The organism is Salinispora cortesiana (assembly GCF_000484695.1).
GTDB classification, from domain to species: Bacteria; Actinomycetota; Actinomycetes; order Mycobacteriales; family Micromonosporaceae; genus Micromonospora; species Micromonospora cortesiana.
In genome coordinates this window covers 55,547-77,110 of record NZ_AXVR01000008.1, presented here as the reverse complement: position 1 = coordinate 77,110, position 21,564 = coordinate 55,547, and the positions used below count along the sequence as shown (strand labels likewise).

The 21,564-nt window shown below is 70.8% G+C and carries 22 protein-coding genes; 6 read left to right on the top strand and 16 right to left on the bottom strand.

Going from position 1 to position 21,564, the window contains the following annotated elements; all coding sequences use genetic code 11:
* Positions 1-72 precede the first annotated feature (72 nt).
* Positions 73-1,476, top strand: a complete 1,404-nt coding sequence (locus tag K228_RS0106260) for a KamA family radical SAM protein (RefSeq protein WP_025617653.1) — start codon at positions 73-75, stop codon at positions 1,474-1,476.
* Positions 1,477-1,614: 138 nt separating this feature from the next.
* On the opposite strand, the gene K228_RS0106255 is transcribed toward K228_RS0106260, so the two are convergent.
* Positions 1,615-1,812 (bottom strand): CsbD family protein, encoded by a 198-nt coding sequence (locus K228_RS0106255; protein ID WP_025617652.1) that lies wholly within the window; start codon positions 1,810-1,812, stop codon positions 1,615-1,617.
* A gap of 155 nt (positions 1,813-1,967) precedes the next feature.
* Between K228_RS0106255 and K228_RS0106250 the strand changes: the two genes are divergently transcribed.
* A complete protein-coding gene (locus K228_RS0106250) occupies positions 1,968-2,579 on the top strand; it encodes a histidine phosphatase family protein (RefSeq protein ID WP_025617651.1) in 612 nt (203 codons plus the stop codon).
* Here the strand turns inward: K228_RS0106250 and K228_RS0106245 are convergent.
* Both K228_RS0106245 and K228_RS0106240 read right to left on the bottom strand, forming a co-directional pair.
* Positions 2,509-3,015, bottom strand: coding sequence for an Lrp/AsnC family transcriptional regulator (locus tag K228_RS0106245; RefSeq protein ID WP_025617650.1), 507 nt, complete (start codon positions 3,013-3,015; stop codon positions 2,509-2,511). The two genes, K228_RS0106250 and K228_RS0106245, sit on opposite strands and share 71 nt — an antisense overlap.
* An 84-nt stretch (positions 3,016-3,099) precedes the next feature.
* Positions 3,100-4,242, bottom strand: coding sequence for an acyl-CoA dehydrogenase family protein (locus tag K228_RS0106240; protein ID WP_025617649.1), 1,143 nt, complete (start codon positions 4,240-4,242; stop codon positions 3,100-3,102).
* A 206-nt stretch (positions 4,243-4,448) separates the two neighbouring features.
* Here K228_RS0106240 and K228_RS0106235 point away from each other — a divergent pair, with 206 nt between their 5' ends.
* A complete protein-coding gene (locus tag K228_RS0106235) occupies positions 4,449-5,366 on the top strand; it encodes a 5'-3' exonuclease (protein WP_025617648.1) in 918 nt (305 codons plus the stop codon).
* 60 nt (positions 5,367-5,426) lie between these two features.
* Here the strand turns inward: K228_RS0106235 and K228_RS0106230 are convergent, their stop codons facing one another.
* Positions 5,427-8,195 carry a DEAD/DEAH box helicase gene (locus K228_RS0106230; RefSeq protein WP_025617647.1) on the bottom strand — a complete coding sequence of 923 codons (2,769 nt, stop codon included), beginning with the start codon at positions 8,193-8,195 and terminating at the stop codon, positions 5,427-5,429.
* Between the two features lie 88 nt (positions 8,196-8,283).
* Between K228_RS0106230 and K228_RS0106225 the strand changes: the two genes are divergently transcribed.
* Complete coding sequence (locus K228_RS0106225) at positions 8,284-9,045, top strand: HAD family hydrolase (protein ID WP_025617646.1); 762 nt, start codon at positions 8,284-8,286, stop codon at positions 9,043-9,045.
* 40 nt (positions 9,046-9,085) lie between these two features.
* On the opposite strand, the gene K228_RS0106220 is transcribed toward K228_RS0106225, so the two are convergent.
* The 6 genes from K228_RS0106220 to K228_RS0106195 all read right to left on the bottom strand — a co-directional run bounded on the left by K228_RS0106220 (position 9,086) and on the right by K228_RS0106195 (position 13,795).
* Positions 9,086-10,003 (bottom strand): diacylglycerol kinase family protein, encoded by a 918-nt coding sequence (locus K228_RS0106220; RefSeq protein ID WP_025617645.1) that lies wholly within the window; start codon positions 10,001-10,003, stop codon positions 9,086-9,088.
* Positions 10,004-10,076: 73 nt separating this feature from the next.
* A complete protein-coding gene (gene tatC, locus K228_RS0106215; RefSeq protein WP_025617644.1) occupies positions 10,077-11,027 on the bottom strand; it encodes a twin-arginine translocase subunit TatC in 951 nt (316 codons plus the stop codon).
* 18 nt (positions 11,028-11,045) lie between these two features.
* Positions 11,046-11,351 carry a Sec-independent protein translocase subunit TatA gene (gene tatA / locus K228_RS0106210; protein WP_018818767.1) on the bottom strand — a complete coding sequence of 102 codons (306 nt, stop codon included), beginning with the start codon at positions 11,349-11,351 and terminating at the stop codon, positions 11,046-11,048.
* A gap of 181 nt (positions 11,352-11,532) precedes the next feature.
* Complete coding sequence (locus tag K228_RS0106205) at positions 11,533-11,781, bottom strand: hypothetical protein (protein WP_025617643.1); 249 nt, start codon at positions 11,779-11,781, stop codon at positions 11,533-11,535.
* 5 nt (positions 11,782-11,786) lie between these two features.
* Positions 11,787-12,806, bottom strand: coding sequence for a helix-turn-helix transcriptional regulator (locus K228_RS0106200; protein ID WP_025617642.1), 1,020 nt, complete (start codon positions 12,804-12,806; stop codon positions 11,787-11,789).
* Positions 12,803-13,795, bottom strand: coding sequence for a helix-turn-helix transcriptional regulator (locus tag K228_RS0106195; RefSeq protein WP_025617641.1), 993 nt, complete (start codon positions 13,793-13,795; stop codon positions 12,803-12,805). Before K228_RS0106195 ends, K228_RS0106200 begins: the two co-directional genes overlap by 4 nt.
* Positions 13,796-13,954: 159 nt before the next feature.
* Here K228_RS0106195 and K228_RS0106190 point away from each other — a divergent pair, with 159 nt between their 5' ends.
* Positions 13,955-15,040 (top strand): DUF3866 family protein, encoded by a 1,086-nt coding sequence (locus tag K228_RS0106190; protein ID WP_025617640.1) that lies wholly within the window; start codon positions 13,955-13,957, stop codon positions 15,038-15,040.
* A 7-nt stretch (positions 15,041-15,047) separates the two neighbouring features.
* Here the strand turns inward: K228_RS0106190 and K228_RS0106185 are convergent, their stop codons facing one another.
* A complete protein-coding gene (locus tag K228_RS0106185) occupies positions 15,048-15,233 on the bottom strand; it encodes a hypothetical protein (RefSeq protein ID WP_025617639.1) in 186 nt (61 codons plus the stop codon).
* Between the two features lie 55 nt (positions 15,234-15,288).
* The gene (gene pafA / locus K228_RS0106180) at positions 15,289-16,647 is read right to left on the bottom strand and encodes a Pup--protein ligase (RefSeq protein WP_025617638.1); all 1,359 of its coding nucleotides are present in this window, start codon (positions 16,645-16,647) and stop codon (positions 15,289-15,291) included.
* 113 nt (positions 16,648-16,760) lie between these two features.
* On the opposite strand from pafA, the gene rfbB reads away from it, so the two are divergent.
* On the top strand, positions 16,761-17,735 hold the full coding sequence (gene rfbB / locus K228_RS0106175; protein ID WP_025617637.1) for a dTDP-glucose 4,6-dehydratase: 975 nt from the start codon (positions 16,761-16,763) through the stop codon (positions 17,733-17,735).
* A gap of 29 nt (positions 17,736-17,764) precedes the next feature.
* Here rfbB and prcA read toward each other — a convergent pair whose 3' ends face one another.
* The 4 genes from prcA to dop form a co-directional block, all read right to left on the bottom strand.
* Entirely contained in the window at positions 17,765-18,532 is a 768-nt protein-coding gene (gene prcA / locus K228_RS0106170; protein WP_025617636.1) for a proteasome subunit alpha, read from the bottom strand.
* Positions 18,533-18,585: 53 nt separating this feature from the next.
* Positions 18,586-19,425 (bottom strand): proteasome subunit beta, encoded by an 840-nt coding sequence (gene prcB, locus K228_RS0106165; RefSeq protein ID WP_025617635.1) that lies wholly within the window; start codon positions 19,423-19,425, stop codon positions 18,586-18,588.
* 150 nt (positions 19,426-19,575) lie between these two features.
* Positions 19,576-19,791, bottom strand: a complete 216-nt coding sequence (locus K228_RS0106160; protein ID WP_025617634.1) for a ubiquitin-like protein Pup — start codon at positions 19,789-19,791, stop codon at positions 19,576-19,578.
* A gap of 104 nt (positions 19,792-19,895) precedes the next feature.
* A complete protein-coding gene (dop, locus tag K228_RS0106155) occupies positions 19,896-21,413 on the bottom strand; it encodes a depupylase/deamidase Dop (RefSeq protein ID WP_033776568.1) in 1,518 nt (505 codons plus the stop codon).
* Positions 21,414-21,564: the final 151 nt, after the last annotated feature.

The following is a 21,564-nucleotide window of genomic DNA, read 5'->3' as shown; positions in this document are numbered from 1 at the left end:
ACTTCACCGGATAATTTCCAGTACCCTACGGGGCCGAATGATCATCACACCACCACCCACAAGGAGGGGGCCGTGACCCAGACCCACCCCGCGGAAACCATCTCCGCAGCACAGCCTGCACCCGCCGCCCCCACCACGGGCCAACCCTACGAATACCGACGAGCCCCCCTCGTCGAACCCGACTGGACCCGCTTCCCCGGCTGGCGCCACATCAGCCGCGACCAGTGGGAGTCCGCCCAGTGGCAACGCACCAACTGCGTCAAGAACATCAAGCAACTCCGCGCTGTTCTCGGCGACCTCGTCAGTGAGACCTTCTACGCCGACCTGGAAGCCGACCAGAAGGCCCTGGCCACCATGTCCATGCTGGTGCCGCCCCAGATGCTCAACACCATGGTGCCCTTCGAGGCGATGACCACCGAGGCCCTCTACGCCGACCCGATCCGGCGCTACATGATCCCCGTCGCCTCCGACCGACGCACCGACTGGCCCTCACACCCGTACGCCAGCCGTGACTCTCTGCACGAACACGACATGTGGGTCGCCGAAGGCCTCACCCACCGCTACCCCACAAAGGTCCTCGCCGAACTACTCTCCACCTGCCCGCAATACTGCGGGCACTGCACCCGGATGGACCTGGTCGGCAACTCCACCCCCGCCATCGACAAACTCAAACTCACCCTCAAACCCGTCGACCGCTACGACGCCCACATCACCTACCTCCGGGCGCACCCGGGCGTCCGCGACGTCGTCGTCTCCGGCGGTGACGTGGCCAACGTGCCGTGGAAGAACCTTGAGTCGTACCTGATGCGCCTGCTCGACATCGAGACCGTGCGCGACATCCGGCTCGCCACCAAGGCCCTGATGGGCCTGCCCCAGCACTGGCTCCGAGCCGATGTCGTCGAAGGCCTCGAGCGGGTCGCCCGCACCGCCGCCCGCCGGGGCGTCAACCTCGCGATCCACACCCATGTCAACCACGCCCAGTCCCTCACCCCGCTGGTCGCCAAAGCCGCCCAGACCGCCCTGAACGTCGGGGTCCGAGACGTCCGCAACCAGGGCGTCCTCATGCGCGGCGTCAACGCCACCACCCCCGACCTACTCGATCTCTGTTTCGCGTTGCAGGGCGAGGCCGGCATCCTGCCCTACTACTTCTACCTGTGCGACATGATCCCCAACGCCGAGCACTGGCGGGTCCCGGTCGGGCACGCCCAGCAGCTCCAACACGACATCATGGGCTACCTGCCCGGCTACGCCACCCCGCGAATCGTCTGCGACGTTCCCTTCGTCGGCAAGCGCTGGGTGCACATGCTCACCGAATACGACCGGGAGCGGGGCATCTCGTACTGGACCAAGAACTACCGCACCTCCATCGAGTCCGCCGACCTGGAGGCGCTCAACAAGCGGTACGCGTACTACGACCCGATTGACACCCTGCCCGAGACCGGGCAGGCCTGGTGGGCGACCCACCGCGCCGACTGACCCACCTCACCCGTCGCCCGTGACCACAACTCGTGGGCGGCACCGCGGTACGGCAATCCGGCCGTAGCCAGCACCAGTCGGAACGACGACGGGCCCGGAAGGAAGGTGCTTCCGGGCCCGTCGGGTCAAGCGGTCACGTCACCGCGCCCCAGTCCGATCCCACTCCCGATCCGACTGCCGAGCGCGCTCCTCCCTGGCCTGGCGAGCACGGGCGTCGTCCCGCTGCCGGAGCCCTTCGACCCGCAGCCGCTCGTCGCCGCAGACATCGCCCACCCGCTCCTTGGCGGCGCCAGTCAGCTCTTCCACCAGGTTCTTCGTTTTGGTGGCGAAGCCCATCTCCGCTCTCCCCTCGTGGCGTTTCGGCCATCGACACTGGGTTTTCCCGTACTGCTGGTATCTATTCGTCTGCGTCGGTGCGTGCGGGCATATCGCGTAGTGCATCCTAGGATGCTAGTCAGGAAGAAGAGCGGCACCAGTGGTTGACTGAAGGCATGGGTGAGCTCCTCCTGATCAGGCACGGTGAGACCACGTGGAGCGCCCGACGGCGGCACACCTCGTACACCGACCTCGCCCTGACCCCCGACGGCGAGCGGCAAGCCCGCGCGCTCGGCCCGATGCTCACCGGCCGGCGCTTCGCCACCGTCTGGACCAGCCCCTGCGCCCGTGCGGTGCACACCGCACGGCTCGCCGGCCTCACCCCAACCGGGACGGACAACGACCTTGCCGAATGGAACTACGGCGAGATCGAGGGCCGCACCACCGCCGAGATCCACGAGGAGGACCCCGACTGGAACCTCTGGACTGACGGCTGCCCCGGCGGCGAGTCTCCCAGCCAGGTCGGTGCGCGGCTCGACCGGCTGCTCACCCGACTGGGCCCCGTCCTCGACCACGGAACCGTCGCCGTGGTCGGACACGCGCACAGCCTCCGGGTGCTCACCGCCCGGTGGCTCGGCCTACCGCCCTCCGCCGGGGCGCTATTCCGGCTGGAAACCGCGACCGTCAGCGTGCTCGGTCACGAACACGGCCGGCAGGTCATCCTTCGCTGGAACCAGCCGGCTCCCCCGGCCCCCGCGGCCGCAACCGCCCAGACACCCCGGCACTGATCTTCGGCGGTCGACTCTCGTACGGCGTTGACAACACCACCGTGGTCCGCGTGGTCACACTCGCCGCCATTCGGATCTCCTGGAGCACCCGCTCCAGGTCGGTCGGCCCGGCCACCCGCAGCAACAGCAGGTAGAAGTCCTCCCCCGCGACCGAGTAACACGAGTCGATCTCCGGTAGGTGGGCCAGCCGCTCCGGCGCATCATCCGGCTGCGAGGGATCAAACGGCCGAATCGCCACAAACGCCGTCAGCGGCAGATCCAGCGCCTCGAAGGACACCCGTGCCGCGTACCCGCCGATGACCCCGCGCTGCTCCAGCCGGCGGACCCGCTGATGCACTGCGGAGACCGACAACCCCACCCGCTCCGCGAGGTCGGTGTATGACAGCCGGCCGTCCACGGCCAGCTCCGCGACGATGGCCCGGTCGATCTCCTCCACGGCGAGCAACCTACCGGGAAAAGGCCCGTCACGCGACGCTGGGTCGCCAGAACAGCGCCGCAGCCCCGGGCCCGGACCCCCTCGTCAGCCCTTCGCCAACGCGCGGGAGATCACCAGCCGCTGGATCTGGTTGGTCCCCTCAACGATCTGGAGCACCTTCGCTTCGCGCATGTACCGCTCCACCGGGTGATCAGCGACGTAGCCCGCGCCGCCCAGCACCTGCACCGCGTCGGTGGTCACCCGCATCGCCACATCGGTGGCGAACAGCTTCGCCTTCGCCGCCTCGATCGAGTACGGCCGGCCGGCGTCGCGCAGCCGCGCCGCCGCCAGCATCAGCGCCCGGGCCGCCGAGATCTGGGTGGCGGCATCGGCGAGCAGGAATCCCAGCCCCTGGAAGTCGACGATCGCCCGGCCGAACTGCCGCCGCTCCCGGGCATAACCGACCGCATAGTCCAGCGCCGCCTGCGCCAGGCCAACCGCGCAGGCCGCGATCCCCAGCCGGCCCGAGTCCAGCGCGGACATCGCGATGCCGAAGCCCTCGCCCTCCGCACCGATCAGCCGCTCCGCCGGCACCCGCGTCCCGTCGAAGACGACCTGCGCCACCGGGGAGGCATGCAGCCCCATCGTGCGCTCCGGCAGCTGCGGCTCGATCCCGGGCAGGTTCCGGTCGGCGAGCAGGCAGGAGATGCCCGACGCGCCGGCACCGCCGGTACGGCAGAAGATGTTGTAGAAGTCCGCCACCTGGGCGTGCGTGATCCACGCCTTCGTGCCAGAGACGACGTACTCCTCGTCCTCAAGGACGGCCCGGGTGGTCAGACTGGCGGCGTCCGACCCGCCCTGCGGCTCGGAGAGGCAGTACGCGCCCAGCAGTTCCCCACCGATCAGCTCGGGTAGCAGCTTCCGCTGCTGCGCCGTGCCGTACTCGGCGAGCGGGAAGCAGGACAGGGTGTGGACGCTGACCGCCTCGGCGACCGCGAGCCAGCGGCTGGCCAGGATCTCCAACACCTGCAGGTACACCTCGTACGGCTGGGCGGCGCCGCCGTACTCCTCCGCGTACGGCAAGCCGAGCAGGCCCGACCGGCCCAGGGTACGCAGCACCTCCCGGGGGAACTCAGCGCGCTCCTCGTGGTCGGCGGCCTTCGGCGCGAGTTCCCGGTCGGCGAGTTCGGTTGCCAGGTCCAGCAGGTCGTGGGCCTCGTCGGTGGGGAGAATCCGGTCGACAGTCATGGGTTGATGAGCTCCGTGGGGGTGGGGTTGAGCCGTCGCACCCACCAGCTTAACGGTCGTTCGGCTCGCCCCACCGCCGCGGCACCGAAGTGCGCCGCTGGCACCAGCAGCCGGCCGCACCGACTCCGCCAGCAGCTGCGACAACGACCCCTCCGCCGCCGCCGGCATCCACGCCGATGTCGGTGCAGTGTGCCAGGCTGTCGAGCATGCCAGCCCCGCTCATGCTCGTGGACGCCCCCAGCCTCTACTTCCGGGCATACTTCGGCATTCCGGAGTCCGCCGCCGTCGGGCCCGAGGGCCAACCGGTCAACGCCGTCCGTGGCTTCCTCGACATGCTGGCGAGCCTGGTCCGCACCCGCCGGCCGGGCCGGATGGTGTGCGCGATGGACCACGACTGGCGACCCCAGTGGCGGGTGTCCCTCCTGCCCTCATACAAGGCGCACCGGGTGGCCCCGGAAGGGGGTGAGGTGGTCCCCGACACACTGAGTCCGCAGGTCCCGGTGATCCTCGACGTACTCGACGCACTCGGCATCACCACCGTCGGCGCCACCGGCTACGAGGCCGACGACGTGCTCGGCACCCTTTCGGTCACCCAGCCGGGCCCGGTTGAGGTGGTCTCCGGTGACCGCGACCTGTTCCAGCTGGTCGATGACGCCCGCCGGGTGCGGCTGCTCTATATCGGGCGGGGGGTGGCGAAGCTGGCAGACTGCGACGACGCTGCGGTCCAGGCCCGATACGGGGTGCCCGCCGCCCGCTACGCCGACTTCGCTGCTCTGCGCGGTGACCCCAGCGACGGCCTGCCGGGGGTGCCCGGCGTCGGCGAGAAGACCGCAGCCCGGCTCGTTGACCGACACGGCGACATCGCCGGTGTGCTCGCCGCCCTGGACGATCCGGGCGCGGGTTTCGCGCCGGGGTTACGGGCGAAGCTCACCGCCGCACGGGACTACCTGGCCGTCGCCCCGGCGGTGGTCCGGGTCGCCCTCGATGTGCCACTACCCGCCCTGCCCACCGACCTGCCGGCCGCACCGGCTGACCCCGATCGGCTGCTCGACCTCGCCGAGCGGTGGAACCTCGCCGGCGCCGTCCGGCGCCTGGTCGACGCCCTGGCCAACCGCGCGGACTGACCGCCGCCGCCCAGCGGCACAGTGCTGGGGACGCTGCGTTGCCGAAGGAGACGCGGTTCGTCAGGCGGTGGCCTGATAGGAGAGCACCCCGCGGTTCACCGCGACGATGGCCTGCCGCGCGGTGCTGCGCAGCTCGGCCGGGGCACCGCCGGAATCGGCCAGCTGGCCGAGCAGGTCCACCACCTGCCGGGCCCAGCGGACGAAGTCGCCGGCCGGCATCTCGCCGTCGATATGGCCGCTGACGAGAACCTTCGCCAGTGGCTCCCCACGGGCCCAGCGGTAGACCGGCCAGGCAAAGCCGAGATCCGGCTCCCGGGTCACGGTCAGCCCCTGTGCCGCCTCGTCGGCCTCGATCTCCCCCCACAGCTTCAGCGTCTCGTCAACCGCCGTCGCCACCGCGCCCCGCGGCAGCGACGCGCGCTCGTCAACGTCCCGACGGGCCTCGAAGACCACCACCGACACCGCCGCCGCCAACTCGGCCGGACTGAGCCCGTTCCACACGCCACGACGCAGGCACTCGGCGACCAGCAGGTCCGCCTCCGTCCAGATCCGGCTCAACATCCGGCCGGCGTCGGTGACGCCCCCGTCGGCGGCCAGGTAGCCGCGGGCCGTCAACAGCGCCACGATCCGGTCGAAGGTGCGGGCCAGGGAACCGGTCCGGCCGGTCACCCGCTGCCGCAGCTCCTCGGTGTCCTTCTCCAGCCGGCGGCGGCGCTCCGCCCAGCGGGCATGCTCCTCCCGTTCCGGGCAGGCGTGGCACGGGTGGCGGCGCAGCTCGGCGCGGAGCTGCACGAGCCGGTCGTCCTCCCCACCACCGCGCCGCGACCGGCCACCCCGCCGGCTGCCGTGCCGGTTCAACCCGGTGCCGCTGACCGCGGCGGCCAGGTCCCGTCGCGCGGCCGGGGAGCGGTGGTTGAAGTGTTTGGGCACCCGAATCCGGGTGAGCACCTCCGCCGGGGTGGTGAAGTCACCCGGGCCCACCCGGCCCGCCCAGCGGTCCTGGGTCAGCACCAACGGACGGGGCTCCCCGAAGCCAGCGGCGGCCGGGTCCAGCACCACCGCGAGGCCGGCTCGCCGGCCAGACGGCACCCGGATCACGTCGCCGACCCGCAGCCGCTCCAGCGAGACGACCGCCGCCGCCTTTCGCTGGCTCTGCCCCTGCCGGGCCAGCTCCCGCTCCCGGTCGGCGATCGCCACCCGGATCGCGAAGTAGGCGTCGAAGTCGCCGTGCTGGCAGGCCGCCTCCGCGCCGTAGGCCTGAACCGTCTCGGTGTTGCGCTGGACCTGCCGGGCCAGCCCGACCACCGACCGGTCCGCCTGGAACTGCGCGAACGAGGATTCAAGCAACGCCCGGGCCGGCTCCGCGCCCACGCTGCCGACCAGGTTGACGGCCATGTTGTACGACGGCCGGAAACTCGACCGCAGCGGGTACGTACGGGTGGATGCCAGGCCGGCCACATGCCGCGGATCGGTCTCCGGGGACCACACCACCACGGCGTGCCCCTCCACGTCGATGCCGCGGCGACCGGCTCGGCCGGTGAGCTGCGTGTACTCGCCGGGCGTCAGGTCCACGTGCGCCTCGCCGTTGTACTTGACCAAGCGTTCCAACACCACGCAGCGGGCCGGCATATTGATGCCCAGCGCGAGGGTCTCGGTGGCGAACACCGCCTTCACCAGCCCGCGGACGAACAGCTCCTCGACGACCTCCTTGAACGCCGGCAGCATGCCGGCGTGGTGTGCGGCGAGGCCCCGCTCCAACCCGTCCAGCCAGTCCCAGTAGCCGAGCACCGACAGGTCCTCGCCGGGGATCGTGGTGATCCGGCTCTCCACCACCCGACGGATCTCGGCCCGCTCCTCTGGGCCGGTAAGCCGCAGCCCGGCGGCGAGACACTGCTGCACCGCCGCGTCGCAGCCGGCACGGCTGAAGATAAACAGAATCGCCGGCAGCAACCCCTCCCGGTCAAGCCGATCAACGATGTCCGGGCGCATCGGCCCCCGCCACCGCGGCCCACGCCGACCCCCCGGGCCGCCGCCGCGCCCCTCCCCCAACTCGAGGCGACGCAGCGTGTCCCGGGTATAGCGGAGCAACTCCGGATGCACATCGTGCTTACGCGCGGCGTCGGCGTCGTGGAACAGGTCGAACATCCGCCGGCCAACCAGCATGTGTTGCCACAACGGCACCGGCCGGTGCTCGCTGACCACGACCTCGGTCTCGCCGCGCACAGTGACCAGCCAGTCGGCGAACTCCTCTGCGTTGGAAACCGTCGCCGACAGCGACACCAGCGTGACCGAGGCGGGCAGGTGGATGATCACCTCCTCCCACACGCCACCACGGAACCGGTCGGCGAGGTAGTGCACCTCGTCCATCACCACGTACGCCAGCCCCTGCAGTGTCGCCGAGCCGGCGTAGAGCATGTTGCGCAGTACCTCGGTGGTCATCACCACCACCGGCGCATCACCGTTGATCGCATTGTCACCGGTGAGCAGCCCGACCTGGTCGGCGCCGTGGCGGTCAACGAGATCGTGGTACTTCTGATTCGACAACGCCTTGATCGGGGTGGTGTAGAAGCACTTGCGGCGCCCCGCGTCGGCCGAGGTCCCACCCTGCAGCGCCAGGTGGACGGCGAACTCGCCGACGACCGTCTTGCCGGCGCCGGTGGGGGCGCAGACCAGGACACCGCTGCCGCGCTCCAGCGCCTGGCACGCCTCCCGCTGGAAGTCGTCGAGGTCGACACCGAGGTCGAGGGCGAACTCGTCCAACGCCGGGGACAGGGGGGCCTGTGCGGCCCGGCGGCGGGCCGCGGCGTACCGCTCGGCGGGGCTCGACATGGGACCAAGATTAGTGCGTGCCGCGCCGGTACGCCCCACGAGGCCGTCCCGTCCGGAGCCGTCCGGGGCGGTCGGTAGGGTGCACGGCGTGCCGGACCGTACCGAACCCGCCCAGACAACCGCCCCGGGTCGTGCCGTTACCCCGACGGCATCCCGCCGGCCCGTGGAAGCGGTACTCTTCGACTTCCACGGCACGCTGGCGCAGGTGGAGGAGGCCACCGCCTGGGTCACCGCGGCGGCTGCCGCCTGTGGGACCACGCTGGACCGCATCCGCGCCACCGCCCTCGCCGACCGGCTACTCACCGCCGGGAGGGCCGGGGGGCCACTGCCCCGACGGGTCCCGCCCGCGCTGGCCGAACTCTGGGCCGACCGGGACCTGTACCCGCATGCGCATCGCGGCGCGTACACCGGACTCGCGGCGACGATCGACGCCGGGATCGAGGGGCTCGCCGACGCGCTCTACGAGCGGTTGCTGGTGCCGGAGGGTTGGGTCCCGTACCCGGATACCGCTCCCACCCTGGCCGCCCTGCGTGCCGCCGGGGTACGGGTGGGTGTGGTCAGCAACATCGGCTTCGACATCCGGCCGCTCTTTGCCGCCTGGGGGCTCGCCGACCTGGTGGACGGGTACGTGCTGTCGTACGAGGTGGGGCGCTGCAAACCCGACCCGGGCATCTTCCTGCACGCCTGCGGGACGCTGGCCGTTGACCCGGAACGGGTGCTCATGGTCGGGGACACCCCCGCCGACGCGGGCGCGGTGGCGGCCGGCTGCGCGGTGCTGGTGCTCCCGCCCGGCGAGGCGGGCCGGCCGAACGGGCTCGGCGCGGTGCTGGACCTGGCTGTGCCGGGCTGACCTCGGCGCGGCGCCAGACTTGTGCCGGGCTGACCGGCGATCAGCGCAGCAGCCGCACCGCCGCCGGCGCCGCGGTGATCGTCACCGGCAGTTCGGCCACCGGCTCCCCGTCGGCGTAACCGGTGATACCGGCGGCGGCCACCTCCACCGTCCGCGCCCGGAAGCTGCGCACCAGCGGGTGGTCAACGTGCGTCCCCGGATAGATGCGGCGTTTGATCCGCAGCAGCGTACGCCGGTTGAACCGCCCACCGACCACGACGTCGAGCAGCCCATCGGTCGGGTCGGCGGCGGGGCAGATCCGCATCCCACCGCCGTAGCGGGCGCAGTTGCCGACCGCCACCAGCACGGCGTCCAGCTCGTGGGTCACCCCATCCAGGCGCAACGTGTAACGGCGGGGCCGCAGCCGGGCCAGCTCCACCAGGATCGCCAGGTCGTAGCGGCGTGGGCCACGGGGCCACCGCATCCGGTTGGCCCGCTCGTTGATGATCGCGTCGATGCCGGCGGCGAGCACCGCTCCGTACCACCGCTGCGTGCCGTCGGCCGCGGTGGTACGGGCCAGGTCGATCGGATGGGAGCGGCCGTGCCGCAGCGCGGCGGCGATCGTGTCGGCCGCGACGAGGGGGTCGGCCGGGAAGCCGGTGTCACCGGCGAAGTCATTCCCGGTCCCCGCCGGCACCACCGCGAACGGCACGCAAGTGCCCGCCACCGCCTGTAGCGCCAGGTGCGCGGTGCCGTCACCGCCGACCGCGACCAACGCCGCCGCGCCGTCGGCCACCGCCGCGCGACAGGCCGCCTGGGCCTGCGCCGGGGTCTGCGCCGAAAGCACCCGCACCGGATGGCCGCCGGCCGCCAGCCGGTGCACCACCGTGGGCAGCAGCCCGCGGTGACGCCCCCGGCCGGCGCTCGGGTTGGCCAGGACGGCGACCGGACCGGCACCGGTAAAATCGACTGCGGTCACGGCGTGCACCGTACCGGGACGGGACCGGGCCCGCATCCCCACCCGACATGGCCTGCGGGCAGGGGCACCGGCGTCAGGTCATGTCGTCGTAGCGGCGCTCGACCGGCGCGGGCTTAGCGACCGGCTCCGGCTCCGCGATCGACTCCGGCGCCCCGACCGGGGCACTCGCCTCGACCGGGTCACTCCCCTCCGTCAGCGGCGACGTCTCGTCGTCGCTGAGGCCGGCGTAGATCTCCTTACCGCGGCCCCGACGCTTGTCGTTGAGGAACGCGACACCGACAGCCGCGAAGTAGAGGGCACACAGGCACAGCGCCAACGCGGTCATGCCGAACGGATCGGGCGTGGGGGTGACCACCGCCGCGAAGGCGAAGAACACGAACACCGCCACCCGCCACCAGCCCAGCAACCGCTTCGCGCTGGCAACGCCGACGAAGTTGAGCATCAACACGATCAGCGGGAACTCGAACGCCACCCCGAACAGCAGGATCAGGTTGGTGACGAACGAGATGTACCGGGTGATGTCGAGGGTGGTATTGATCTCGGGGCCGGAGACCTGCAGCAGGAACTCCAGGCCCTTGGAGGTCACGAAGTACGCCAGCACCGTGCCGGCGGCGAACAGCGGAGCCGCGAGCGCGGTAAAGGCGTACGCGTAGCGCCGCTCGTGCTTGTGCAGGCCGGGGGCGATGAAGGCCCACAGCTGGTACAGCCAGACCGGCGCGGCGAGGATCAGCCCCACCCATAAACCGATCTTGAGGTTGAGCAGGAACAGGTCAGCGGGACCGAGCTGCACGAAGTCGCAGGCGCCGTCGGTGGTCTGCGCCTGGGGAAGCTCGCAGTAGGGCCGCTGTAGGATGCCGCGCACCGGCCCGGCGAGCCAGAGGCCGACGCCGAAGCCGATCAGGATCGCCAGCGACGCTTTGAACAGCCGGTTACGCAGCTCGCGGACGTGCTCGACCAGCGTCATCGAGCCTTCCGAGGCCCGTTGGAAACTACTCGGGCCGCGTTTACGCAGGGCGAAGGCCACGGTGGTCGGGCCCCTCGATCAGTTGTCGCGGGTGCGCTGCACCGGGTCAACGACCGGCTGCTGCTGCGGCGGGGCCGGGTAGGGCGACTGCTGGGGGTACGGCTGCCCCTGCTGCACCTGCGGCGGCATCGGCTGGTAGCCAGCCTGGGCATCGGCCTTCTCGGCCAGGTCACGGTCGTCGTCGTGCAGGCTCTTCGTCTCGGCCTTGATGATCCGCAACGAGCGGCCCAGCGAACGAGCCGCGTCGGGGAGCCGCTTCGCGCCAAAGAGCAGGATCAGCACGACCACGAGTACGGCGATGTGCCACGGCCTTAGGGCACCCATGGGAAGCTCCGGTCTCTCAGTGTCGGGCAGGTGGTGTCGCAGCCATCGTACGTGCGTCCGGCGGCATTGCCACCCGCTGGGCGCCACGGGACCGTTCCGACTGGGTGAAGTCTAGGCCAACCGTGGATGTCCTCGGCAGGCCGCTTCGCCCCAGCCCGGGCCGCGTGGTCGGTGGCGACTGCTATCCGCCGCGGCGGGACCGGACCGCGGCGGCCCGCCGCTGGGTGGTCGCCAGCTGTTCCTGCAACCCTTCCGCCCGAGCCTGCAGCGCCACCGCGGTCGCCTGGAGCGCCGCGGCCTCACCAGCGTGCCGTTGCAACGCCACCGCCGCCCGCCGCAGCCGACGCAGCCGGGTCAACACCGGCCGCACGGCCAGCCCGAGTAGCACGAACGGGAGCACCACCAGCGCGACCACAATCCACACCACCACGGCGCTCAGCCTACTGGCCCCGCGTCGCCGTCGCCGGGGGCGCCCGCCGCGCCCGGCGACGGCGTGGCGTACGCCTCAAGGGCAGCGGTCGCCGCGGCATGCACCTGCGCGGCAAGCTCCGCCGGCGCCACCACGGTGACCTCCGGGCCCAGGCCCAACACGAAGCGGCGGGCCCAGCCCAGATCGGTGACCCGGAGCGAGACCAACCACTCGCCCTCACCTGGTTCGACCCGCTCACACGGGTAGTACTCGGTGATCCACCGCTCGCTCCGACCGATTCGGAGGGTGACCAGCGGCAGATCTGTCGTGGGCCGGAACGCACCGCCGGTGACGTCGTGCGGCACCGCCTGCGCCGGCACCCGCGCCGGCTCGTCCAACCGGGTCACCGCGTCGATCCGGTCGACCCGGAACATCCGCATCCCCTCCGCCCGGCGGCACCAGGCCTCCACGTACGCCCGGCCGCCGATGACGAGCATTCGCAGGGGGTCGACGGTCCGCTCGATCGTCTCGTCCCGGGCCACGGAGTAGTAGGTGATCCGCAACGCCCGGCCACTCTCCACCGCCGCCCGCAGCTCCGCCACCCGATGGTTGTCCGCCGGCAGCCGTACCGCGACCGGGGCGCCCAACCGGTCACCCGCGGCATTTTCGATCTTGACCAGAGCCCGTTCCACCGCTTCCCGGTTGGCCACCCCCGGTGTCTCCGCCAGCATTCGCAGCGCCACAACCAGCGCGAGGGCCTCGTCGGGAGTCAGTCGCAACGGCCGATCAATGCCGGCGTCGTAGGTGATCGTCACCCGATCGCCGTCGAAGGCCATGTCGATCAGATCCCCCGGGCCGTAGCCCGGCAGCCCGCACACCCAGAGCAGCTCCAGATCCTCCCGCAGCTGCCGCTCGGTCACCCCCAGGTCACCCGCCGCCTCGGCGATCTCGATACCAGGCCGGGCCAACAGGAAGGGCACCAGGTTAAGCAGCCGGGCCAACCGGTCCGCGGAGGTACGGGATCCGGGCCGCGCAGACCGGGTCACCGGGCACCCCCGACACCGAGGTCATGCCGCGCAACGGTCTCCTTGAGTCGCTGGATGACCGCCTCCCGTACCTCCGGTGGGTCGAGCACCCGCACGTCCGGGCCGTATCCGACGAGCTGACCGGCGAGCGCCTCCGGATCCGCGTACGGCAAGACGAGTTGGTCACCGGTGGCACCCGAGGTCGTCTCCACCGCCCACCGGCGCAACCCGGCCGCCCGGTCGGGCGCGACGAGTACCCGGGCGCGGCCGGTACGCTCCACCGGACCCGACGAGCGAGCGACGTAGCTGATCAGGTCCACCTCGGCCGGCGGCTCGTACGCCCCCGGCGAGCCCACCGTCCGAACCGCCCCCACCACCCGGGAGAGACGAAAGCAGCGGGCCGCGGCCCGATCCAGGTCGTGCCCCACCACATACCACCGGCCCCGCCAGCAGACCACCCCCCACGGCTGCAGTCGGCGGGCGGACGGCTCGTCCCGGTCCGGGACCCGGTAGTCGAACGCCACCTCGCGACGGTCCCGGGCCGCGGCGGTCAGCGGCGCGAAGGCCGGGTCCACGGTCACCATCGGCTCCAGCCCGAGCGTGGCCTGTGGGTCCACGTCAACGCCGGCCGCACGCAGCTTCGCCAACCCGGAGGAAGCGGCAGCGGCCAGACCAGCGTGCTGCCACAGCCGGGCGGCGATGCCGACCGCCGCGGCCTCGTCCGGCTCAAGCGGAATCTCGGGCAGCGCATACTGCCGGCGGGCGATCCGATAGCCCGGCTCGATGTCGAAGGCGCTGGCCGTCCCGGTCTCCAGCGGGACGCCGAGCTCGCGCAGTTCGGCCTTGTCCCGCTCAAACTTGCGTTGGAACGCCTCGTGGTCCCGCACGTCGTGCGGATCATGCTCGTAGCCGGGCACGGTCGCGGCGATCTGCACGGCGGTCAGAAACCGTCGCGTGGACAGGAGACAGATCACCAGGTTGACCAGGCGTTCGGTACGGGTCCGCGACACGGTACGACGCTAGCAGCCAACGCCAGCGAACAAATGTACCTATCACGCCGCGCGTCTCGCCCTGGTTGGTCACCAGGGCCGGTCTGGCCGGACCGTCGCGCCGACCCGTGACACCCCCGGATGCCGGACCCGCCCAACCCGACCGCTAGCGTCGCGCGCATGGTGCGATGGCGGTCGGGAACGGTAACGGCGGTGCGGCGGGAGTGGAGCGGCGCGGTCGAGTTGGCCGTCACGCTCGCCGACGACTCGACAATTCGCGCACTCGCCTACCCCGAGTTGGTTGGTCAACCACGCGTCGGCGATCGGGTGCTGCTCAACGTCGGCGCCCTGCTGATGGGCCTCGGCACCGGCGGCTACGCCCTGGTCGTGGCCCTGCCGGACCGGCTGCCACCGGATCCGCCCGCACCGGCGGACAGTCGCGCCGGGGGTCACCTGGTCAAAGCCCGCTACACCCCGTTGCAGCCGATCCTGCTCGGCGTCGACGAGGAGGCGTCCCCGCACCGAGCGGCCCTGGCCGACGCCGACGACCTGGACGGCCTGCCCGTGGTCACCGCCGACCTGCACTCCGCCCTCCCGGCCGTACTCGCCGGGATCCGCGCCGACGCACCCGACGCACGGGTGGCGTACCTGCTCACCGATGGGGGCGCACTGCCGGCCTGGTTCTCCCGCACCCTCGCCGGGCTCCACGGACACCTCGCCGGCACGATCAGCGTGGGGCAGGCCTTCGGCGGCGACCTGGAGGCGAGCACCCTGCACTCCGGCCTGCTCGCCGCACGGCATGTGCTCCACGCCGACCTGGCCGTCGTCGCCCAGGGACCCGGCAACCTCGGCACCGGCACCCGCTGGGGCTTCTCCGGGGTGGCGGTCGGCGAGGCGGTCAACGCGATCGCCGCGCTGGGTGGACGGCCGGTCGGTTCCCTGCGCATCTCCGCCGCGGATCCCCGCCCCCGACACCACGGCGTCTCCCACCACAGCCTGACCGCGTACGGCCGGGTCGCCCTGGCCCCCGCGGAGTTGGTCGTGCCCGACCAACTCGACCCGGCGCTGGCCACCGCGGTCGAGACCGCCCTGGCCCCGCTCACCGCCCGGCACCAGGTGCGCCGGGTGTCGGTAGCCGGCCTCGACGCCGCGCTGCGGGCCAGCCCGGTAGCGCTGTCGACGATGGGTCGCGGCCTGGATGCCGACCACGCCTACTTCCTCGCCGCCGCGGCGGCCGGACGGCACGCCGCGCGGCTCGCCGGCTGACCGCCGCTCAGGCCAAGATCACCAGGGTGGCCCAGGCCCCCACCATCGCGGCCAGGGCGAGCGCCAGCACCCAGGTGGGCACCGTGTACTCGCCGCGGCGGTTTCGCTCGATCTCGGCACGAATCTTCTGGCGGCGGCGCTCGGCCCAGCCCTGCTTCTGGGAGCCGGGACCGCCCGGTTGGCTTGACATCATGGCGTGGCCAGCCTACCCGGCGGCCGCCGAGTAGGCCCACCGCGCCCGGGCGCGCTCACATGCTGGCGATCAGCCGCTCCACCCGCTCGTCGTACGCCCGGAAGGGGTCCTTGCACAACACCGTGCGCTGCGCCTGGTCGTTGAGCTTCAGGTGCACCCAGTCGACGGTGAAGTCCCGCCGCTTCTCCTGGGCATGCCGGATGAACTCGCCCCGCAGCCGCGCCCGAGTGGTCTGCGGCGGCGTCTCCTTCGCCTCGAAGATCTCCGGATCGGTCGCCGCCCGGTCCACCTGGCCCCGCCGCTCCAGCAAGCCATACAGGCCCCGGCCACGACGGAGGTCGTGATAGGCGAGATCCATCTGCGCCACCCGCGGATGCGACAACGGCAGCTCATGCTTACGTTGGTAACGCTCAATCAATCGTAGCTTGGTCACCCAGTCGATCTCCCGGGCCACCGGCTCCAGATCACCGGTCTCCACCGCCCGCAGCACCCGGCCCCAGAGCTCCACCACCCGCTTCGCCGTCTGATCGCCGCCACGCCGCTCGACGAACTCTGTGGCCTTCGCCAGATACTCCTGCTGGATCTCCAGCGCGCTGATCTCCTTTCCAGAGGCCAGCCGCACCTTCCGCCGTCCGGTGATGTCGTGCGACACCTCGCGGATCGCGCGGATCGGATTCTCCAGCGTCAGGTCCCGCATCACCACCCCGGACTCGATCATCCGGAGCACGATGTCCGCGGCGCCCACCTTCAGCAGGGTGGTGACCTCGTTCATGTTCGAGTCGCCGACGATCACGTGCAGCCGACGGTACCGTTCAGCGTCCGCGTGCGGCTCGTCCCGGGTGTTGATGATCGGCCGGCTCCGGGTGGTCGCCGACGAGACCCCCTCCCAGATGTGCTCGGCCCGCTGCGACAGGCAGTAGACGGCCCCCCGTGGCGTCTGAAGGACCTTCCCCGCACCACAGATCAACTGTCGGGTGACCAGGAACGGGATCAACACATCCGCCAACCGGCCGAACTCGCCGTGCCGGGAGACGAGGAAGTTCTCGTGGCACCCGTACGAGTTTCCCGCCGAGTCGGTGTTGTTCTTGAACAGGTAGATCTCGCCGGCGATTCCCTCGTCGTGCAGCCGCTTCTCCGCATCGACGAGCAGGCCCTCCAGGATCCGCTCGCCAGCACGGTCGTGGGCCACCAGGTCCGCCACCGAGTCGCACTCCGGCGTCGCATACTCGGGGTGCGAGCCGACGTCCAGATACAGCCGGGCACCGTTGCGCAGGAAGACATTGCTCGACCGGCCCCACGACACCACCCGCCGGAACAGGTACCGCGCGACCTCGTCCGGGGACAGCCGACGCTGCCCACGGTAGGTGCAGGTGACGCCGTACTCGGTCTCGAGGCCGAAGATTCGCCGCTCCATGATGCGACACTAGCCGCACAAGGCGACATCTGGGCAGTGCTCACCACACCCGTCCCCGACCGTCCGGCCCGGCGGCGGCCCGCGCTGCCCCTCACCACGGTACGGTGCAAGCCGTGAAAATCCTCGTCACCGGCGGGGCCGGCTTCATCGGCTCGGCGTACGTGCGCCGGCTGCTCCAGGGCACCGAGTCCGTCCTACGGCCAGACCGGGTAACCGTGCTGGACAAATTCACATACGCCGGCACCGAAGGCAGTCTCGACCCGGTCCGCGACGACCCCCGCCTCCGCATCGTCCATGGCGACGTGTGCGACGTGGAACTCGTGGACGCCACCGTCGCCGGACACGATGTCATCGTCCACCTCGCCGCCGAATCCCACGTGGACCGCTCCATCGCCACCGCCGCCCCGTTCGTCAGCACCAACGTGGGCGGCACCGGCGTCCTGCTCGACGCCGCGCTGCGGCACCGCATCGGGCGGTTCCTCCACGTCTCCACCGACGAGGTGTACGGCTCCATCGACCAGGGCTCGTGGGCCCCCTCCGCGCCGATGAATCCCAGCTCGCCGTACTCGGCCAGCAAGGCCGGCGCCGACCTGCTCACCCTCTCCTACCATCGCACCCACGGACTCGACGTGGTCATCACCCGCGGCGCCAACACCTACGGCCCCTACCAGCACCCCGAGAAGCTGATCCCCCGGTTCGTCACCAACCTGATCGACGGACACACCCTGCCGCTGTACGGCGACGGCGGCGACATCCGGAACTGGCTGCATGTGGACGACCACTGTCACGGGATAACACTCGCGCAACGGAACGGCCGTGCTGGGGCGATCTACCACCTCGGCAGCGGTACCGCCCGGACCAACCGGGACCTGACCGGCTCTCTCCTCGCCGCGTTCGACGCCGGTTGGGACCGGGTAACGCCGGTGGCGGACCGAAAGGGCCACGACCGCCGGTACGCCCTCGACAGCACCGCGACCCAGCGCGATCTCGGCTGGGAGCCCGCCGTCGACTTCGATCAGGGTCTGGCCGCCACCATCGACTGGTACCGGGAGAACCGGGCCTGGTGGGAGCCGCTGATCAAAGCGTGAGCAGCCGAATTCAGCGGCCCCCGCCGAGCTTAGGAGTCGGGGCGTTCCGCCACATCGGCCGAGTCAGCCGGAGTGTCCGCCGTTGCTGCCGTGGTCTCGCCGTCGTCGAGTAGGGCGGTCAACACCGCGCCGGTAACCCGCCGGAAGGTCCGGCCGGCCCGGCCCCGGTCCAGGATGGCGACCTCCAGCTGGTCTGCCGCGATCGTGCGAGCAGCCCCGCCCTCGCCGCCGACGCTACCCAGGGCCTGCACCGCCACCTTGACCGCGTCGCCCAGCGACATGTCCGGACGGTGGTTCGACTTCAGCACTCCAGCGATCGCCTCGGCCTGACCGCCCATCGCCATTCGGCCCGGCTCATCGTTGACCGAGCCGTCGTAGGTCAACCGGTACAGCTCGTCGTCCTCCGCTGTTACGCCGACCTGGGCGACGCAGATCTCCACCTCGAACGGCTTGGACTGCTCGGTGAAGATCGCGCCGAGCGTCTGCGCGAACGCGTTGGCGAGCGCCCGCCCGGTCACGTCCCGCCGGTCGTAGCTCAGACCGTTCAGGTCAGCCATCCGCACGCCCGCACGTCGCAGGTTCTCGAACTCGTTGTATCGGCCCACGGCGGCGAAGCCGATCCGGTCGTAGATCTCACCAACCTTGTGCAGGGCGCTGGAGAGATTCTCCGCGACGAAGAGCACCCCGCCGGCGTAACTCAGGACCACCGCGCTGCGCCCGCGGGCGATGCCCTTGCGGGCCAGCTCGGAGCGGTCGCGCATGATCTGCTCGGGCGAGGCGTAGAACTGCATGGCCACGACAGAAGTTCTCCTTACGGCGCTGTGCTGGTCGCTGGGATCGGGTAGGGGGCTCAGCCGCCCGGGTTCTCCATCCGGCCGGCGACCACGCTTTCGGCGATCGCCGCCGTCTCCGCCTCGGTGAATCGGTGCGTGCCCTCGGCCGTAGCGGACATCACCACCGGATAGATCCGCCGGGTCAGGTCCGGCCCGCCGGTCGCGGTGTCATCGTCCGCCGCGTCGTACAGGGCTTCCACGGCCAGACGTACCGCGTCATCAACGGAGAGCCCGGCCCGGAACCGCTTCTTCAGCGCCGACTTCGCGAACAAGGAGCCGGAGCCGACCGCGTCGTAACCGGTCTCCTCGTAGGGACCGCCGGTCACGTCGAAGCTGAAAATCCGACCGGCCTTCGCCGGATCCGTTGCGGCCAGGTCAAACCCGGCGAAGAGCGGGACCACAGCGAGCCCCTGCATCGCCGCACCGAGATTGCCCCGAACCATTGCGGCCAACCGGTTGGCCTTACCGTCGAGCGAGAGCATCGCGCCCTCGATCTTCTCGTAGTGCTCCAGCTCGACCCGGAAGAGTCGGATCAGCTCAATCCCGATTCCGGCCGCACCCGCCATGCCCACCAGGGAGTACGCATCCGCCGGATACACCTTCTCGATGTCCCGCTGGGCGATCAGATTACCCATGGTGGCGCGGCGATCGCCCGCCAGCACGACCCCACCGGCGGCGGCGATGGCGACGATAGTGGTGGCGTGCGGCGTCAGGTCGGTGGCCACCCCGGGCGGCAGTGGCCGTCGTCCGGGCAGCAGCTCCGGCGCCGCCTTGCTCAGGAACGCGGAGAAGGAGGACGTCCCGGCGTTGGTGAACAGATCCGGAAGACGCCCGGATGGGTCGAAAGCCGCTGCCACGTGGTTCCTCTCAGGTACGTGATCGTCCTGGTCGGTCTGCCCGGACCTCTCCGGAACCAGCCAGGACCACCGTTGCGGTTAAAGCAGGGTATCCCGCACCCCTGCCGGCGCGGTGATCGTGTCCAGGTGACGGCGAATCCGCCCCGACTCCTATTCACCACCCTTCTGCACGTAGCCCCGGACAAATTCCTCGGCGTTCTCCTCAAGGACTGAGTCGATCTCGTCGAGTAGGTCGTCCACGTCCTCGGTGATCTCGGCGTGTCGCTCGGCGGCTTCCGCGCTCGCCTCCGTCGTGACGTCCTCGATCTCCTCGTTCTGCTGGGACCGGCCGGTCTGCGACTGCCCACCGCTGTCACGGGTCGCCATGGCTGCCTCCTCCACGATCGTCTGCGACGAACTTACCTCGCGCGGACGACGAAGTGGCCCGTCGCGCGCGAGTCACGTGATACTGGGCCACCGCGTCGGACAGCTCAACCACCGGTAAGCGTCTCCAGCAGATCCTTGGCGCTCTCGCAGCGGTCGAAGAGCGCCCCGACGTGGGCGCGGGTGCCGCGCTCCGGCTCCATCATCGGCACCCGCACCAGCGACTCCCGGCCCACGTCGAAGATGACCGAATCCCAGCTCGCCGCAACCACCTCGGAGGCGAACTGGGCGAGACAGCGACCCCGGAAGTAGGCCCGGGTGTCCTCCGGGGGCTCGGTCATCGCGACCTGGGCCGCCTCCGCCGGCAGCAGTGTCCTCATCGCGCGCCGCGACACCAACCGGTGGTAGAGCCCCTTCTCCGGGCGAACATCGGAGTACTGCAGGTCAACCAGGTGCAGCTTGGGTGACCCCCAGCCGAGCTTCTCCCGCTCCCGGTAGCCCTCCAGCAACCGCAGCTTCGCCACCCAGTCGAGCTCGTCGGCGCAGAGGAACACGTCCCGGCCCAGCCGGTCCAGCACGTTCTCCCACCGTTGCAACACGTCGGCGGTCTGCTCGTCGACGTCGCTGCCGTACCGGTCGTCCACGAACGAGCGCACCCGCTCGTAGTAGGCCCACTGGACGTCCAGCGCGGTGAGCCGCCGCCCGTCCCGCAGCCGCATGAGGTGGCCGAGGGAGGGATCGTGGCTGACCGCACGGAGTTCGCTGACCGGGTCCGCGATGCCGAGATCAGGGACGAGCGCCTTCTCCTCGATCATGGTGAGGATCAGGGCAGTCGTGCCGACCTTGAGGTACGTGGAGATCTCCGACAGGTTGGCATCGCCGATGATGACGTGCAGCCGGCGATACTTGTCGGCATCGGCGTGCGGCTCGTCGCGAGTGTTGATGATGGGCCGCTTAAGCGTGGTCTCCAGCCCCACCTCAACCTCGAAGAAGTCGGCGCGCTGAGAGATCTGGAAGCCGTTCTGCCCACCGTCCTGGCCGAGGCCAACCCGCCCGGCCCCCGCGACGATCTGCCGGGTGACAAAGAACGGAGTCAGAAACGTGACGATGTCGGCGAAGGGCGTCTGCCGGCGCATGAGGTAGTTCTCGTGGGCGCCGTAACTGGCGCCCTTGTTGTCGGTGTTGTTCTTGTACAGGTGAATGGGGTGGCTACCGGGGATGGTGGCGGCGCGCCGAGCCGCCTCGGCCATCACCTGCTCCCCTGCCTTGTCCCAGCGCACCAGGTCCAACGGCGTGGTCACCTCCGGAGTGGAGTACTCCGGATGGGCGTGGTCCACATAGAGCCGGGCGCCATTGGTCAGAATCACGTTGGCCAGACCGAGATCCTCGTCGGCGAGGGCCTCCGCCGGGTCGTACGCGGCGCCGGAATAGGTGAAGCCACGGGCGTCGCGCAGCGGCGATTCCTCCTCGTAGTCCCAGCGAGCACGCCCCCCGCGGTTGAGCTCGGGGCGCGCCCCGTAGGCGTTGACCACCTGCGAGGAGGTGACCATCGGGTTGGCCCCGGCCTGACTGGGCACGGAGATGCCGTACTCGACCTCGGTGCCCATGATCCGTCTAACGCTCATCAACCTACCCGCTTCACTCGCCCCGACCGATCCCTTCGTCGAGAGTAGTCGGCGCCGCACCCGATCGTGACGCGGCGGTGCGGAGCAACTACCCAGCGAAGGGTTGACCCGTACCCAGCGAAGGGTTACGGGCCCGGGTCCAACCACGACC

Bases quoted from the DNA above. Each gene is read 5' to 3' on its own strand.
- K228_RS0106190 (WP_025617640.1), top strand. From the start codon at position 13,955: ATGGTGCGATGGCGGTCGGGAACGGTAACGGCGGTGCGGCGGGAGTGG.
- dop (WP_033776568.1), bottom strand. From the start codon at position 21,413: ATGAGCGTTAGACGGATCATGGGCACCGAGGTCGAGTACGGCATCTCC.
- K228_RS0106255 (WP_025617652.1), bottom strand. From the start codon at position 1,812: ATGGGCTTCGCCACCAAAACGAAGAACCTGGTGGAAGAGCTGACTGGC.
- K228_RS0106250 (WP_025617651.1), top strand. From the start codon at position 1,968: ATGGGTGAGCTCCTCCTGATCAGGCACGGTGAGACCACGTGGAGCGCC.
- K228_RS0106160 (WP_025617634.1), bottom strand. From the start codon at position 19,791: ATGGCGACCCGTGACAGCGGTGGGCAGTCGCAGACCGGCCGGTCCCAG.
- tatA (WP_018818767.1), bottom strand. From the start codon at position 11,351: ATGGGTGCCCTAAGGCCGTGGCACATCGCCGTACTCGTGGTCGTGCTG.
- K228_RS0106230 (WP_025617647.1), bottom strand. From the start codon at position 8,195: ATGTCGAGCCCCGCCGAGCGGTACGCCGCGGCCCGCCGCCGGGCCGCA.
- K228_RS0106240 (WP_025617649.1), bottom strand. From the start codon at position 4,242: ATGACTGTCGACCGGATTCTCCCCACCGACGAGGCCCACGACCTGCTG.
- pafA (WP_025617638.1), bottom strand. From the start codon at position 16,647: ATGGAGCGGCGAATCTTCGGCCTCGAGACCGAGTACGGCGTCACCTGC.
- K228_RS0106235 (WP_025617648.1), top strand. From the start codon at position 4,449: ATGCCAGCCCCGCTCATGCTCGTGGACGCCCCCAGCCTCTACTTCCGG.
- K228_RS0106185 (WP_025617639.1), bottom strand. From the start codon at position 15,233: ATGATGTCAAGCCAACCGGGCGGTCCCGGCTCCCAGAAGCAGGGCTGG.